Genomic DNA, 16,025 nt, shown 5'->3' with positions numbered 1-16,025 from the left:
GCCCCTTTGCGAGGGGCTGTCGGAGGTGTGCCTACATCAAGGGGGTGAGGAAGCGGCGCATGGCCTCTTCGTACACTCCGGGGTCGGCGTTCCACATGGCTCCGTGCGGGGCGTTGGTGACCGTGTGGAGGGTGACCAGATTGGGGCGGCTGTCGGCCAGACGGCGCGAGAGGCCCCAGGGGGCGACGGTGTCGCCCGGACCGTGGAAGATCAGCACCGGCGCCTGGAGGTGCTGGGGGTCGGCGGCCACCTGGATGCGGTCGCCGTGCAGCCCGGTGCGGCCCTGGGCGGCGCGGACGGCGAGCGGCAGCAGCGCGCCGGGGGTGCGACGGGCCGCGGCGAGGGTGCGCACGGTGGTCTCCCAGCTGAGTACGGGCGAGTCCAGCATGAGCCCGGAGATCCGCTCGCGCAGCCCGGAGTGCGCGGCGGCGCGCAGGGCCATGGTGGCGCCGGTGGACCAGCCGTGCAGGACGACCCGCTCGGCGCCGTAGCGCACGGCGTAGCGGATGGCCGCGTCCAGGTCGCGCCACTCGGTCTCGCCGAGGTGGTTCAGGCCGTCCTGGGGGCGGGGCGCGCCGAGGTCGCCGCGGTAGGCGAGGTCGAGCACCGGGAAGTGGTGGCGGTTCAGGAACCCCATGACGTTCATGGGGTGTTCGCGGGTGGCGCCGAGGCCGTGCACGGTGATCACCCAGGTGTCGCGGACGCCGGGTACGAACCAGGCGGGCAAGGGGCCGAGCTCGCCGGGGATGTCGACGTCGGCGTGCTCGAGGCCGAGGGCGGAGCTGGGGTTGCCGATGTGCACGTTCGGTGTCAGCCAGACCTTGTCGCCGGGCTCCAGGGTGCCGTGGGTGACGCGTTCCAGGCGGCGTACGACCGTGTCGGCGGAGTGGGGAGCGGCGGCGAGGACCGGACCGACGACCGCGTGGGAGCCGTCGCCGGAGATGCCGTAGGTGCCGGGCCGTTGGGAGGCCAGGGCGCGGGTGAGCGTGATCTGGCCCGCGGCCGTGGAGTGCACGGTGAGGCGGGGTTCGGTGGGCAGCGGTCTGCCCGGCGGCGCCTTGAGCGCGGCGTCGCTGGCGAACCGGCCGGCGGCGACACCGGCCGCGCCGGCTGCTATGGCTACGGTGACGGCGGCGGCCGTCGCTTTGACTGTGCGCACGGATTCAGTCTCCTTGCGGAGTCCGCCACCGGCCAGCCGGAGGACGGCTCGGGGCGAGGCTCCCTGCCGGGTTCGGAGGTGTTGTTTCCCGTGCCGCGCCGGGTACCCCGCCACCGAACCGGCATGCGCCGGCGGGGTCCGCGGCGCCGCCCGGCCAGGACCGCGCCGTCCCCGCGGTGCGATCCCGGCGCCCGCGCTACCGCCCCGGCTGCCCGTACCCCCGCAGGCGCTCCCCCGCCTCCGCCACCTGTTCCTCCGTGAGGAGCGTCGGGGTCAGGCCCGGTATCGAGGACGCCGTCAGCCATACGCGGCACATCCACTCGAGTTGGGCCGTGCGGTCGTACGCCTGGGGCAGGGTCGCGCCGTAGGCGATCGTGCCGTGGTTCTGGAGGAGGCAGGCCGTGCGGTCCTCGAGGGCCCGTCGCATGTTTTCGGCCAACTGTGGCGTGCCGTACGTCGCGTAGGGGGCGACCCGGACCGGCCCGCCGAGCGCGCCCGCCATGTAGTGGATCAGCGGCAGCTCCGGTACGAGCGTCGACACGGCCGTGGCGTGCACGGCGTGCGTGTGGACGACGGCGCGCGCGTCGGTGGTGCGGTAGACCGCCAGATGCATGGGCAGTTCGCTCGTCGGGACCAGCGAACCGAGCACCTGCCGGCCGTCGAGGCCGACGCCCACGACATCGGCGGGCGTCAGCCGCTCGTAGGGCACTCCCGTGGGTGTGACCAGGACGGTGTCCCCCACGCGCACGGAGACATTGCCCGACGTGCCGACGACCAGACCGTCGGACACCGTGCGGCGGGCGGTGGCCACGAGGTCGTCCCAGGCCCGGGCCACCTCGTCCCGCTGCCCCTCCTCGCGCCGCTCCTGGGGGTGCTCCCGCACGCCCCCCGCATCCCGCCCGTCGCGCCGCTGCTCAGCCATGCCGCGATCCTGCCAGGCGAGGGCCGGGGCCGCCGGTGGACCTGGGCACTTTAGGGCGGAAGCCATACGTCCGTAAGGGCGCATACCGATACATATCGCCTGCTCGCGATGATTGGCCGGTGGTCGACGGACTTGGGCCGATCTCCCAGTAACCTCTGGGAGATTTGCCGCACACGTCGCCATTCCGGGGGGAAATATGGCCCGTGATCACAAACCGTCCCGTCGCCGCGCCCGCGTCCTCGCCGCGTCCGCGGCGGTGTTCGCCATCGGGGGGACCGTCTTCGCCGGGCTTCCCGCCTCGGCGGCGGGCAAGCCGCTGGGCCACGACGTCTCGTCCCACCAAAAGGATGTCAACTGGTCGGGCGCGCAGGCGAAGGGCGCCAGGTTCGTCTACATCAAGGCGACCGAGTCCACCGACTACCGCAACCCCTTCTTCGGCCGGCAGTACAACGGTTCGCGCAACGCCGGCCTGCTCCGTGGCGCGTACCACTTCGCACTGCCGGACAAGTCGTCCGGCGCCGCCCAGGCCGCGTACTTCGTGCGCAACGGCGGCGGCTGGCGCGCCGACGGCTGGACGCTGCCGCCCGCACTCGACATCGAGTACAACCCGTACAGCAAGAAGAAGTGCTACGGCCTGAGCAAGGCCAGGATGGTCGGCTGGATCCAGTCGTTCAGCGACGAGGTGAAACGGCAGACCGGCCGCCGCCCGGTGATCTACACGACCACGCACTGGTGGAACAAGTGCACCGGCGGCAGCGCCGCCTTCGCCGCCGACCACGCGCTGTGGCTGGCCCGCTACGACTCCGCGAACGCGGGGGCGCTTCCGGCGGGCTGGTCGTTCTGGACGTTCTGGCAGTACGACAACAGCGGCAGCCTGCCGGGTGACCAGAATCTCTTCAACGGGTCCATGACCGGACTGAAGCGCTTCGCCAAGGGCTGACCCGACCCCGCCACAAGCCTCCGGAGGCCGGAATTCCGCCTCCGTTCGAAAGGGAGATACCGTCGCTTCGTCACAAGCGGAGCGACGGGACTCCGATAGAGACACCCCACAGCCCGCCTCAGTTCATCTTCCGTTCACCCAGGTTGCTTACGGTCCACCTGCCACTGACGTCCAACAGAAGCCTGGGTAAATGGAACACATCACGCTTCTCCTCGGGATCGTGATCGTTACCGCTCTCGTGTTCGATTTCACGAACGGTTTCCACGACACTGCCAACGCGATGGCGACGACCATCTCGACCGGCGCTCTGAAACCCAAGACGGCGGTGGCCATGTCCGCCGTGCTGAATCTCGTCGGCGCTTTCCTCTCCGTGGAGGTCGCCAAGACGATCTCCGGCGGCATCATCAACGAAGAGGGCATCCGCGTCGAAGTGATCTTCGCGGCGCTCGTCGGCGCCATCCTCTGGAATCTGCTGACCTGGCTCCTGGGTCTGCCCTCCAGCTCCTCCCACGCACTGTTCGGCGGCCTGATAGGCGCCGCGGTCATGTCGGCCGGCTGGTCGTCGGTGAACGGCCCGACCATCGTCACCAAGATCCTGATCCCCGCCGTCGCCGCGCCGGTCGTGGCCGGAATCGCCGCGATGCTGGCGACCCGCCTCACCTACCGGATCGGCGCCCGCGCCGACGAGAAGGCGACCAAGAAGGGCTACCGCGCCGGGCAGATCGCCTCGGCCGGCCTGGTCTCCCTCGCCCACGGCACGAACGACGCGCAGAAGACGATGGGCATCATCACCCTCGCGCTGGTGACCGGCGGTGTCGTCGCCCCCGGCTCGAACCCCCCGATGTGGGTCATCGTCTCGGCCGGCACGGCCATCGCGCTGGGCACCTACCTCGGCGGCTGGCGGATCATCCGCACCATGGGCAAGGGCCTGACCGACCTGGCCCCGCCGCAGGGCTTCGCCGCCCAGACCAGCGCCGCGACGGCCATCCTGGCCTCCTCGCACATCGGCTTCTCGCTCTCCACCACCCAGGTCTGCTCCGGCTCCGTCCTCGGTGCGGGCATCGGCCGCAAGGGCGGGGTGGTCCGCTGGTCCACCGCGACCCGGATGTTCGCCGCCTGGGGTCTGACCCTGCCGGCCGCCGGCCTGGTCGGCGCGGGCGCCGAACTCCTCACCAAGCAGGGCACCTGGGGCACCATCGCCACCGGCGTGCTGCTGGTCGCCGGTGCGGGTGCCATCTGGGCCCTGTCCCGCCGCCAGCCGGTGACCGTCGACAACGTCAACGACATCGCGGCCGAGCCCGCGGGTGTCGTCACCACCGCGATCGCCGCGGTCACCCCGCCGCCGGCGGGCCCGGTCTCCGTGGTCGACGCCACCGCCGACCTGAAGACCACCATCCCGGCCCCGTCCCCGGGCGCGGAGCCCACCCGTCCGGCCACGGTGTAAGGAACGAACAGCATGAGCATCGACTGGGCAGCACTGGGCTCCGTCTTCGGAGTCAGCCTCGTGGTCACCGTCGGCCTGGTGGGCCTCTTCACCCTGGGCATCGTCGGCCTCACCAAGAAGGAGTCGGCCGAGGGCGGGTCGGCCGCACTGGCGACCACCGGCGCCTACGCCTGCTTCGCGGCGTGCGCGGCGGCGGTGGCGTACGGGATCTATCTGATCGTCGCCTGACGCACGGCGGTACACGCACCTGGGGTGCGGGACGGACCATCCGTCCCGCACCCCACGCGTATGCGTCCCGCACCCCACGCATAAGCACCCCGTGCTCCATGCGCGTGCGCCCCGCCCCACGCCCGAACGCGCCCCGCACGCCGTGTGCGTGTGGGCCTCAGCACACTCCTCCGTCCCAGGTCAACAGCAAGTTGACGGGTGTTCGGGAGCCATGGTGGACTGCCGGAGCCAAGTACGGCGGCAGAAGAGGAAGCCGGTGTGAGTCCGGCGCGGTCCCGCCACTGTCACCGGGGAAGTAAGTCCCCGGGAGCCAGGAACTCTCACCGCCGGTCTCGTCGAACCAGGGCGTGGACACCCTGAGTGAGGACATATCGCCATGCGCGGCTGCCCGTTGCGGGTCTTGCTCACCAGTACGTTCAGCACGCGGCCTCTCCTCCCCCCGACGGCGGGCTGACCCCATGCGTGCCGATCGCGTCTTCGCGTACGGCGCCGCCGCCGGGCTCATCGGCGACCTGCTCCTGGGCGATCCCCGCCGCGGGCATCCGGTCGCCGCGTTCGGGCGGGCCGCGGGCGTCGTGGAGCGGGTGCTGTGGCGGGACCACCGCGGGTGGGGCGCGCTGCACACCGTCGTCTGTGCCGGTGGGGCCGTGGGCCTCGCCGCCGTCGCCGCCCGTTCCGTACGCACCTCCCGTACCGCTTCCGTCGCGCTGACCGCCGCCGCCACCTGGGCCGTGGTCGGCGGGACCTCCCTCGGGCGCGAGGCGCGGGCCATCGGGCAGGCCCTGGACGCGGGGGACATCGAGGGGGCCCGGGAGCGGCTCCCCCATCTGTGCGGGCGCGACCCGGGGGCCCTCGACGCCGACGGGATCGCCCGCGCCGTCGTCGAGTCCGTCGCCGAGAACACCTCCGACGCGGTCGTGGGGGCGCTGGTGTGGGGGGCTGTCGGCGGCGTGCCGGGGCTCGTCGGTTTCCGGGCCGTCAACACGCTCGACGCCATGGTCGGGCACCGGTCTCCCCGGTATCTGCGGTACGGGTGGGCCTCGGCCCGGCTCGACGACGTCATGGGGTGGCCGGGCGCCCGGCTGACGGCCGTACTCGCCGCCCTCGCCGGACACGATCCGCGCGGCGCCCTGCGCGCCTGGCGCTCGGACGCCGCCCGGCATCCGAGCCCCAACGCCGGCCCGGTGGAGGCCTCCTTCGCGGGGGCTCTCGGGGTACGGCTGGGCGGAACGCTCTCGTACGGGGGCAGGGTCGAACACCGGCCCGTGCTCAACGGCGGCGGACGGGCCGTGGACAGCAAGGACATCGAGCGGGCCGTACGCCTGTCGCGGCGGGTGGGCTGGCTCGCCCTGGGCGTGGCCGCCGCCGGGCGGCTGTGGAAACGGGGAGGGACGTCATGAGCGGCGGACTGCTGATCGCCGGTACCACCTCCGACGCGGGCAAGAGCGTCGTGACCGCCGGGATCTGCCGGTGGCTGGTGCGCCAGGGCGTCAAGGTCGCGCCCTTCAAGGCGCAGAACATGTCCCTGAACTCCTTCGTCACGCGCGAAGGTGCCGAGATCGGGCGCGCGCAGGCCATGCAGGCACAGGCCGCCCGGGTCGAGCCCACCGCGCTGATGAACCCCGTGCTGCTCAAGCCCGGGAGCGACAGAAGCAGCCAGGTCGTCCTGATGGGCAGGCCCGTGGGCGAGATGAGCGCGCGCGGCTACCACGGCGGGCGGCAGGAGGCGCTGCTCGGGACCGTCCTGGACTGTCTCGCCGAGTTGCGGGGCACGTATGACGCGGTGATCTGTGAGGGGGCCGGCAGTCCTGCCGAGATCAATCTGCGGCGGACCGACATCGTGAACATGGGGATCGCACGCAACGCGCGGCTGCCCGTGCTCGTCGTCGGCGACATCGACCGCGGCGGCGTCTTCGCCTCCTTCTTCGGAACCGTCGCCCTGCTGTCGCGCGAGGACCAGGAACTCGTCGCCGGGTTCCTCGTCAACAAGTTCCGCGGGGACGTGTCCCTGCTGGAGCCGGGCCTCGACATGCTCCGGAACCTCACCGGGCGGCCCTCGTACGGCGTCCTCCCCTTCCAGCACGGCCTCGGCATCGACGAGGAGGACGGACTGCGGGTGTCGTTGCGGGGATCCGTACGGGAGTCGGCGGTGTCCTCCCCCGTCGGCGAGGACATCCTCCGCGTCGCCGTCTGCGCGATCCCCCTCATGTCCAACTTCACGGACGTGGACGCGCTGGCCGCCGAACCGGGCGTCGTCGTGCGGTTCGTGGACCGGCCCGAGGAGCTGGCGGACGCCGACCTCGTGGTGATTCCGGGGACCCGCGGGACGGTCAAGGCGCTGGAGTGGCTGCGGGAGCGGGGACTTGCCGAAGCGCTGCGGCGCAGAGCCGCGGCCGGACGGCCCGTGCTCGGGATCTGCGGCGGTTTCCAGGTCCTCGGCGAGCACATCGAGGACGACGTCGAGAGCCGTCGGGGCCATGTGGAGGGGCTCGGACTCCTCCCCGTGCGCGTCCGGTTCGCCCGGGAGAAGACCCTCACCCGGCCCGTCGGCGAGGCCCTCGGCGAGCACGTCGAGGGGTACGAGATCCACCACGGCGTCGCCGACGTCACGGGCGGCGACCCCTTCCTGGACGGCTGCCGGGTCGGCGCCGTGTGGGGTACGCACTGGCACGGCTCGCTGGAGTCGGACGGTTTCCGCCGGGCCTTCCTGCGCGAGGTGGCGGCCGCCGCGGGCCGCCGCTTCGTACCGGCCGCCGGCACGTCGTTCGCCGGGCTGCGCGAGGAGCAGCTGGACCGGCTCGGCGATCTGATCGAGGAACACGCGGACACGGACGCGCTGTGGCGGCTCATCGAGTCGGGCGCACCGTCAGGACTGCCTTTCATTCCACCGGGAGCGCCCGCATGAGCACAGTGTTGTTGTTGTCGACCGCCGACACCGATCTGCTGGCGGCCCGCGCCTCCGGCGCCCCGTACCGGATCGGCAATCCGACCCGGGTCGACGTGTCCGAAGAGCTGCCCGCGCTCGTCGCGGGCTCGGACATCGCCGTCGTACGGCTCCTCGGCGGCAAGCGCGCCTGGGAGGACGGGCTGGCGGCGCTCAAGGCGTCCGGGATTCCGACCGTGCTCCTCGGCGGCGAGACCGTCCCGGACGCGGAGCTGATGGCCGAGTCGTCCGTGCCCGCCGGGGTGGTCGCCGAGGCGCTGCGGTATCTGGTCGAGGGCGGTTCCGCCAACCTCGTCGAGCTGGCCCGCTTCCTGTCGGACACCGTGCTGCTGACCGGCGAGGGCTTCGTCGAGCCGCAGCAGATGCCGGAGTACGGCGTCCACGGCGAGCGTCCGTACACGCAGGGCCGTCCGACCGTCGGCGTGCTCTTCTACCGGGCCCACGAGCTGAGCGGCAACACCGCCTTCGTGGACACGCTGTGCGATGCCGTCGAGGCGCGGGGCGCCAACGCCCTGCCCGTGTACTGCGGTTCGCTGCGCGGCGCGGACACCGGGCTGTACGAGATCCTCGGCAAGGCCGACGCGCTCGTCGCCACCGTCCTCGCCGCGGGCGGCACCCACGCCTCCCAGGCATCCGCCGGCGGCGACGAGGAGGCGTGGGACATCGGCGCGCTCACCGATCTCGACATCCCGGTGCTGCAAGGCCTCTGTCTCACCTCCTCGCACGCCGCCTGGGAGGGGTCGGACGCCGCCCTGTCCCCCATGGACGCGGCGATGCAGGTCGCGATCCCGGAGTTCGACGGCCGCCTCATCACGGTCCCCTTCTCCTTCAAGGAGCAGGGCCCCGACGACGTCCCGGTGTATGTCGCCGACCCCGAGCGGGCCGCGCGGGTCGCCGGAATCGCCCTGCGGCACGCCCTGTTGAAGCACAAGCCGAACGCGGAGAAAAAGCTCGGGATCGTCTTCACCGCCTATCCGACCAAGCACTCGCGGGTCGGCAACGCGGTCGGTCTCGACACGCCCGCCTCCGCGGTACGGGTCCTCGACGCGCTCCGGGACGCGGGCTACGGCCTCACCGAATACCCCGACAACGGCGACGAGTTGATCCACCGGCTCATCGCGGCCGGCGGCCACGACGTCGAGTGGCTGACCGAGGAGCAGCTCGCCGCCGCTCCGGCGCGCGTGCCGCTCGCGGACTACCGGGCGTGGTTCGAGACGCTCGACCCCGCTCTGCGCGAGGGCATGCTGGAGGCCTGGGGCGAGCCGCCGGGCTCCCTCTACGTCGACGGCGACGACATCGTGCTGGCCTGCCTCCAGTTCGGGAACGTCGTCGTGATGATCCAGCCGCCGCGCGGCTTCGGCGAGAACCCGATCGCGATCTACCACGACCCGGACATGCCTCCGTCGCACCACTACATGGCGGCCTACCGGTGGCTGGAGAACAGTTTCGGCGCCGACGCCGTCGTACACATGGGCAAGCACGGCACGATGGAATGGCTGCCGGGCAAGGGGCTCGGGCTCAGCGGTGGCTGCGCCCCCGACGCCGTACTCGGCGAACTCCCCCTGGTCTACCCGTTCATCGTCAACGACCCCGGCGAGGGCACCCAGGCCAAGCGCCGCGGGCACGCCACCGTCGTCGACCACCTCGTACCGCCGATGGCGCGCGCGGACACGTACGGCGACCTCGCCAAGCTGGAGCAGCTCCTCGACGAGTACGCGCTCGTGTCCGACCTGGACCCGACGAAGGCACCGGCCGTGCGCGCCCAGATCTGGACGCTGGTCAAGGCGGCCGAGCTGCACCACGACCTGCACGTGGACGATCAGCCGGACGACGACGCGTTCGACGAGTTCGTCATGCACATCGACGGCTATCTGTGCGAGATCAAGGATGTGCAGATCAGGGATGGCCTGCACATTCTCGGCGGCGGGCCGGAGGCCGAGCCGCGCGTGAACCTCGTGCTGGCCGTGCTGCGGGCCTCGCAGGTGTGGGGCGGTCAGGCCAACGCCCTGCCGGGCCTGAGGGCGGCGCTGGCGGCCCATTTCGGCCTGGTCGAGAAGGAGTTGCTGGGCGAGCCGGGTGCGCCGGTGAAGGTGCCGGCCGAGCTGAGCGACCTCGTCGAGGGGCCGTCCCGGTCGGCGGCCGACGCGATCGACCTGCTGGAGCAGCTGTGCCGACGGGCCGCCGAGGGCATGGAGGAGCGCGGCTGGGACGTCGCCGCCGTCCCCGCACTCGTCCGCGAGGTCCTGGGCAGCGAACTCCCGGACGCCGTGGCGGTGCTGGAGTTCGCGTGCCGTGAGGTCGTGCCGCGGCTCGCCCGGACCACGGACGAGATCGACCACATCCTCCGCGCGCTGAACGGCGGTTATGTCCCGGCGGGCCCCTCGGGTTCGCCGACGCGCGGACTCGTCAACGTCCTGCCGACCGGCCGCAACTTCTACTCCGTCGACCCCAAGGCCATCCCGTCCAGGCTGAGCTGGGAGGTCGGGCAGTCGCTCGCGGACTCGCTGATCCAGCGGTATCTCCAGGACACCGGCGAGTACCCGAAGTCGGTGGGCCTCACGGTCTGGGGCACGTCCGCCATGCGTACGCAGGGCGACGACATCGCCGAGATCCTCGCGCTGCTGGGCTGCCGTCCCGTCTGGGACGACGCCTCGCGCCGGGTGACCGGCTTCGAGGTCGTGCCCCTGGACGAACTCGGGCGCCCCCGCATCGACGTCACGGTCCGGATCTCCGGCTTCTTCCGGGACGCGTTCCCGCACGTGGTCGGGCTGATCGACGACGCGGTGCGGGCGGTGGCCGAACTGGACGAGCCCGTGGACCTGAACTACGTCCGCAAGCACGCCGACGAGGACACCGCCGAGCACGGTGACCGGCGACGCGCCACGGCCCGTGTCTTCGGCTCCAAGCCGGGTGCGTACGGCGCCGGTCTGCTCCCGCTCATCGACGCGCGCAACTGGCGCTCCGACGCGGACCTCGCCGAGGTGTACGCGGTGTGGGGCGGATACGCGTACGGGCGCGGGCTGGACGGGCGGGCGGCGCGCGGGGACATGGAGACGGCGTTCAAGCGCATCGCCGTCGCCGCGAAGAACGTCGACACCCGCGAGCACGACCTCGTCGACGCAGACGACTACTTCCAGTACCACGGCGGCATGGTCGCCATGGTCCGGCATCTGACGGGCGCGAGTCCGGAGGCCTACGTCGGTGACAGCGCCGTACCGGACCAGGTGAAGACCCGGACCCTCGGCGAGGAGACGCACCGCGTGTTCCGCGCGCGGGTCGTCAACCCGCGCTGGATGGCGGCGATGCGGCGCCACGGCTACAAGGGCGCCTTCGAGATGGCGGCGACCGTCGACTACCTCTTCGGGTACGACGCCACGGCCGGCGTGGTCGACGACTGGATGTACGAGAAGCTCAGCGCGGAGTACGTCTTCGACGCGGAGAACCGGGACTTCATGAAGAAGTCCAACCCGTGGGCGCTGCGCGGGATCACGGAACGGCTGCTCGAAGCGGCCGAGCGCGGGCTGTGGGCCGAGCCGGACGCACAGACGCTGGAGCGGCTGCGCGCCACCTATCTGGAGCTCGAAGGCGATTTGGAGGGCGACGACCAGTGAGTACCCCGTTTCCGTTCACGGCCGTGGTCGGCCAGGACGATCTGCGGCTCGCGCTGCTGCTGAACGCCGTGTCGCCCGCGGTGGGCGGCGTGCTGGTCCGCGGCGAGAAGGGCACGGCCAAGTCCACGGCCGTACGCGCGCTTTCGGCCCTCATGCCCGAGGTGGACGTCGTCGCGGGCTGCCGCTTCTCGTGTGCGCCCGGCTCCCCCGACCCGGCGTGCCCGGACGGACCGCACGAGGTCGGGCCGGGCGTTCGGCGTCCCGCGCGCATGGTCGAACTGCCCGTCGGCGCCTCCGAGGACCGGCTCGTGGGCGCGCTCGACATCGAGCGGGCGCTCGCGGAGGGTGTGAAGGCCTTCGAGCCCGGCCTGCTGGCCGACGCGCACCGCGGGATCCTGTACGTCGACGAGGTCAACCTCCTCCACGACCACCTGGTCGACCTGCTCCTGGACGCGGCCGCGATGGGTGCCTCGTACGTGGAACGCGAGGGCGTCTCCGTACGGCATGCCGCCCGCTTCCTGCTCGTCGGGACCATGAATCCCGAAGAGGGCGAGCTGCGGCCGCAGTTGCTCGACCGGTTCGGGCTCACCGTCGAGGTCGCGGCCTCGCGGGAGCCCGATCAGCGGGTCGAGGTCGTCCGGCGCAGGCTCGCGTACGACGACGATCCGGAGGCCTTCGCCGCGCGCTGGGCCGACGAGGAGTCCGCCGTGCGGGCCCGGATCGTGGCCGCGCGGGAGCTGTTGCCGTCCGTGCGGCTCGGCGACGGGGCGCTGCGGCAGATCGCGGCGACCTGCGCGGCCTTCGAGGTCGACGGGATGCGGGCCGACATCGTGATGGCGCGGACGGCGACCGCGCTGGCCGCGTGGGACGGGCGCTCCGATGTGCTCGCCGAGGACGTACGGCAGGCGGCGCTGCTCGCGCTGCCGCACCGGCGGCGCCGGAATCCGTTCGACGCGCCGGGGCTCGACGAGAACAAGCTCGACGAGACGCTGGAGGAGTTCGGCGGCCAAAACGAGGACGAAGGCGACGACGATCCGGATCCGGACGGGCCGGGCGGTGGCGGGCAGCCACCGGAGAACGGCCCCGAGGGCGGACCTCAGGACGGCCCTCAGGACGGATCTCAGGAAGGGCCTCAGGACGGGGCCGACAGCTCGGAACCGGGTGGTGACGAGGCCGCGCGGCCTCAGGCCGGTGAGTCGGGGCAGCCGGGGGCGTCCGGTGCCGGTGAGCAGCAGGCCGTGCGGGCCGGTGAGCCGTTCCGTACGAAGGTGCTGAGCGTGCCCGGTCTCGGCGAGGGCGCGGCGGGCCGGCGTTCGCGCGCGCGGACCGAGCACGGGCGCACGACCGGGGCCCGGCGGCCCCGGGGGACGCTCACCAAGCTGCACCTGGCGGCGACCGTGCAGGCCGCGGCACCCCATCAGCGGGCGCGCGGCCGGTCGGGGCGTGGGCTCGTCGTACGGCGGGACGATCTGCGGCAGGCCACCCGTGAGGGGCGTGAGGGCAACCTCGTGCTCTTCGTGGTCGACGCCTCCGGGTCGATGGCGGCCCGGCAGCGGATGAGCGCCGTCAAGGGCGCGGTGCTGTCGCTGCTGCTCGACGCGTATCAGCGGCGGGACAAGGTGGGGCTGGTGACCTTCCGCGGGTCCGCGGCCGAGGTGGCGCTGCCGCCCACCTCTTCGGTGGACGCGGCCGCGGTGCGGCTGGAGTCGCTGCCCACGGGCGGGCGGACGCCGCTGGCCACGGGGTTGCTCAAGGCGCACGACGTGCTGCGGGTGGAGCGGCTGCGGGATGCGGCACGCCGGCCGCTGGTCGTCGTGGTGACGGACGGGCGGGCGACGGGCGGCCCCGAGCCGGTGGCGCTCGCGGGCCGGGCGGCGCGGCTGTTCGCGGCCGACGGGGTCGCGTCCGTGGTCGTCGACTGCGAGTCGGGGCCGGTGCGGCTCGGGCTGGCCGGGCAGCTCGCCGGGGAGCTGGGCGGGACGCCCGTCACGCTGGACGAGTTGCGGGCCGACTCGATCGCCGGGCTCGTACGAGACGTTCAGTCAAGCAACAGGAGGGCCGCGTAATGCCGCAGGGGCAGCCGAGTGTCGTACCGGACGATGGACTGACCACCCGCCAGCGCCGCAACCGGCCGCTCGTGATCGTGCACACGGGCATCGGGAAGGGCAAGTCGACCGCCGCCTTCGGGCTGGCGCTGCGCGCCTGGAATCAGGGCTGGCCGATCGGCGTGTTCCAGTTCGTGAAGTCGGCGAAGTGGAAGGTCGGCGAGGAGAACGCGCTGCGGGTGCTCGGCGCCAGCGGTGAGGGCGGGTCCGTCGACTGGCACAAGATGGGCGAGGGCTGGTCCTGGGTCCAGCGGGATGCCCAGATGGACAACGAGGAGAAGGCCCGCGAGGGCTGGGAGCAGGTCAAGCGGGACCTGGCGGCCGAGACGTACAAGCTGTACGTGCTCGACGAGTTCGCCTACCCGATGCACTGGGGGTGGGTCGACACCGACGAGGTGGTCTCCGTGCTGCGGGAGCGGCCCGGTACCCAGCACGTCGTCATCACCGGCCGCAACGCGCCCGAGAAGCTCGTCGGCCTCGCCGACCTCGTGACCGACATGTCCAAGGTGAAGCACCCGATGGACGCCGGTCAGAAGGGGCAGAGGGGCATCGAGTGGTGATGTCGTCCGTCCCTCGGCTGGTCATTGCCGCGCCCTCCTCGGGCAGCGGCAAGACCACCGTTGCCACGGGGTTGATGGCCGCGTTCACCGCGCGGGGGCTCGCCGTGTCCCCGCACAAGGTGGGGCCCGACTACATCGACCCCGGGTATCACGCGCTCGCCACCGGGCGGGTGGGACGGAACCTCGACGCGTATCTGTGCGGGGCGGAGCTGATCGCGCCGCTGTTCGCGCACGGGGCGCGGGGCTGCGATCTCGCCGTCGTCGAGGGTGTGATGGGGATGTTCGACGGGGCCGCCGGGGAGGGCGAGCTGGCCTCCACCGCCCACGTGGCGAAGCTGCTGCGGGCGCCGGTGGTGCTGGTCGTCGACGCGTCGTCGCAGTCGCGGTCGGTGGCGGCGCTGGTGCACGGGTTCGCCTCCTGGGATCCGCGGGTGCGGGTCGGGGGCGTGATCCTGAACAAGGTCGCTTCGGATCGGCACGAGGAGCTGTTGCGGGAGGCGCTGGACTCGGCGGGAGTACCGGTTCTCGGGGTGCTGCGGCGGGCCGAGCAGGTGGACACGCCGTCGCGGCATCTCGGGCTGGTGCCGGTCGCCGAGCGGCTGGCGGCGGCCGTGGCGGCGGTGGCCGCGATGGCCGCGCAGGTGCGCGAGGGCTGCGACCTCGACGCGCTGTTCGCGCTGGCGCGCGGTGCGGGTGCACTGTCGGATGACCCGTGGGAGCCACCGGTGCTCTCCGCGACGGAACGTCCGACGGAACGTCCGGTCGTCGCCGTCGCCGGCGGCCCCGCCTTCACCTTCTCCTACGCCGAACACGCCGAGCTGCTGGCCGCCGCCGGGGCCGAGGTCGTCACCTTCGACCCCCTCCGCGACGAGCGACTGCCCGACGGGAGTGCCGGGTTGGTGATCGGGGGCGGCTTCCCCGAGGTGTACGCGCCGGAGCTGTCCGCCAACGAGCCGCTGCGGAAGGCCGTCGCGGAGCTGGCGCTCGCGGGCGCGCCCGTCGCCGCGGAGTGCGCCGGGCTGCTGTATCTCTGCCGTGAACTCGACGGGCAGCCCATGTGCGGTGTGCTCGACGCCGAGGCGCGGATGTCCGGCAGGCTCACGCTCGGCTACCGCGACGCCGTCGCCGTCGGCGACAGCGTGCTCGCCGCGGCCGGGACCCGGATGCGCGGCCACGAGTTCCACCGGACCGTCGTCGAGCCGGGCGCGGGGGCGGCTCCCGCCTGGGGGGTACGCGCCCCGGTTCGGCGGGTCGAAGGTTTCGTACAACACGGTGTGCACGCGAGTTATCTGCACACGCACTGGGCCGCCGCGCCCGGTGTCGCCCACAGGTTCGTCGAGAGGTGCCGGACGTCATGAGCAGCAAGCTGATCGGAGTCGGGGTCGGACCCGGCGACCCCGAGCTGGTGACCGTCAAGGGCGTCAACGCTCTGCGGGCCGCCGACGTCGTGGTCGTACCGGTGATGGCCGCACCGGACGGGACGGACGGCGGCGAGCGGGGGCGCGCCGAGGCGACCGTCCTGCACTACGTGCCCGAGGAGAAGGTCCTGCGGGTCGTGTTCGCGCTCAACGAGCGTGCCGACCGCGGCCGGCGCGAGGCCGCCTGGGACGCCGCGGGCGGGCGGGTGGCCGAGCTGCTCACGGCGCACGGCACCGTCGCCTTCGCCACGATCGGCGACCCCAACGTGTACTCGACCTTCACCTATCTCGCGCACACGATCCAGGACCTGGTCCCGGGGACCGTCGTCGAGACCGTGCCCGGCATCACCGCCATGCAGGACCTCGCCGCCCGGTCGGGGGCCGTCCTCACCGAGGGGACCGAACCCCTGACCCTCGTCCCGGTGACCGCCGGGGCGGCCGTGCTCAAGGAGGCGCTGAACGGGCCCGGCACGGTCGTCGCGTACAAGTTCGGGCGGCAGGCGCACGAGGTGGCCGAGGCGCTGCGCGAGACCGGCCGGATCGACGACGCCGTGTGGGGCTCGGCGCTGGGGCTGGCGGAGGAGTCCATCCGGCCCGCCGCGGACCTCGACGGCGGGCCGCTGCCCTACCTCTCCACGCTGATCGCCCCCGCGCGGCGCGAGGGCGGACGCGGCGGGAAGCTGTGACCGACGGA

12 protein-coding genes and 1 riboswitch are annotated in these 16,025 nt (G+C 72.6%); of the genes, 10 read left to right on the top strand and 2 right to left on the bottom strand.

The window, feature by feature from the left end; genetic code table 11:
• Positions 1-31: 31 nt before the first annotated feature.
• Both SAVERM_RS33020 and SAVERM_RS33015 read right to left on the bottom strand, forming a co-directional pair.
• A complete protein-coding gene (locus tag SAVERM_RS33020; RefSeq protein WP_010987822.1) occupies positions 32-1,159 on the bottom strand; it encodes an alpha/beta hydrolase family protein in 1,128 nt (375 codons plus the stop codon).
• 196 nt (positions 1,160-1,355) lie between these two features.
• On the bottom strand, positions 1,356-2,081 hold the full coding sequence (locus SAVERM_RS33015; RefSeq protein ID WP_010987821.1) for a class II aldolase/adducin family protein: 726 nt from the start codon (positions 2,079-2,081) through the stop codon (positions 1,356-1,358).
• Positions 2,082-2,277: 196 nt separating this feature from the next.
• Here SAVERM_RS33015 and SAVERM_RS33010 point away from each other — a divergent pair, with 196 nt between their 5' ends.
• The 10 genes from SAVERM_RS33010 to cobI all read left to right on the top strand — a co-directional run bounded on the left by SAVERM_RS33010 (position 2,278) and on the right by cobI (position 16,017).
• Entirely contained in the window at positions 2,278-3,021 is a 744-nt protein-coding gene (locus SAVERM_RS33010; RefSeq protein WP_010987820.1) for a lysozyme, read from the top strand.
• Between the two features lie 190 nt (positions 3,022-3,211).
• Entirely contained in the window at positions 3,212-4,465 is a 1,254-nt protein-coding gene (locus SAVERM_RS33005) for an inorganic phosphate transporter (protein WP_010987819.1), read from the top strand.
• A gap of 12 nt (positions 4,466-4,477) precedes the next feature.
• Complete coding sequence (locus tag SAVERM_RS33000; protein ID WP_010987818.1) at positions 4,478-4,693, top strand: hypothetical protein; 216 nt, start codon at positions 4,478-4,480, stop codon at positions 4,691-4,693.
• A 198-nt stretch (positions 4,694-4,891) separates the two neighbouring features.
• A riboswitch (cobalamin riboswitch) is annotated at positions 4,892-5,032 on the top strand.
• Between the two features lie 119 nt (positions 5,033-5,151).
• Entirely contained in the window at positions 5,152-6,093 is a 942-nt protein-coding gene (locus tag SAVERM_RS32995; RefSeq protein ID WP_010987817.1) for a cobalamin biosynthesis protein, read from the top strand.
• Complete coding sequence (locus tag SAVERM_RS32990) at positions 6,090-7,598, top strand: cobyric acid synthase (RefSeq protein ID WP_010987816.1); 1,509 nt, start codon at positions 6,090-6,092, stop codon at positions 7,596-7,598. Before SAVERM_RS32995 ends, SAVERM_RS32990 begins: the two co-directional genes overlap by 4 nt.
• Positions 7,595-11,248 carry a cobaltochelatase subunit CobN gene (gene cobN / locus SAVERM_RS32985; RefSeq protein ID WP_010987815.1) on the top strand — a complete coding sequence of 1,218 codons (3,654 nt, stop codon included), beginning with the start codon at positions 7,595-7,597 and terminating at the stop codon, positions 11,246-11,248. Before SAVERM_RS32990 ends, cobN begins: the two co-directional genes overlap by 4 nt.
• Entirely contained in the window at positions 11,245-13,314 is a 2,070-nt protein-coding gene (locus SAVERM_RS32980) for a putative cobaltochelatase (protein ID WP_010987814.1), read from the top strand. The genes cobN and SAVERM_RS32980 overlap by 4 nt, the downstream gene beginning before the upstream one ends.
• Positions 13,314-13,913 (top strand): cob(I)yrinic acid a,c-diamide adenosyltransferase, encoded by a 600-nt coding sequence (gene cobO, locus SAVERM_RS32975; RefSeq protein WP_010987813.1) that lies wholly within the window; start codon positions 13,314-13,316, stop codon positions 13,911-13,913. The genes SAVERM_RS32980 and cobO overlap by 1 nt, the downstream gene beginning before the upstream one ends.
• Positions 13,913-15,271, top strand: coding sequence for a cobyrinic acid a,c-diamide synthase CobB (locus SAVERM_RS32970; protein WP_171033151.1), 1,359 nt, complete (start codon positions 13,913-13,915; stop codon positions 15,269-15,271). Before cobO ends, SAVERM_RS32970 begins: the two co-directional genes overlap by 1 nt.
• A complete protein-coding gene (gene cobI / locus SAVERM_RS32965; protein ID WP_010987811.1) occupies positions 15,268-16,017 on the top strand; it encodes a precorrin-2 C(20)-methyltransferase in 750 nt (249 codons plus the stop codon). Before SAVERM_RS32970 ends, cobI begins: the two co-directional genes overlap by 4 nt.
• The last annotated feature ends 8 nt before the right edge of the window (positions 16,018-16,025 follow it).

The sequence above is a fragment of the Streptomyces avermitilis MA-4680 = NBRC 14893 genome (assembly GCF_000009765.2).
GTDB lineage: Bacteria > Actinomycetota > Actinomycetes > Streptomycetales > Streptomycetaceae > Streptomyces > Streptomyces avermitilis.
The sequence above is the reverse complement of the archived record's forward strand: the minus strand, read 5'-3'. Positions and strand labels throughout refer to the sequence as shown.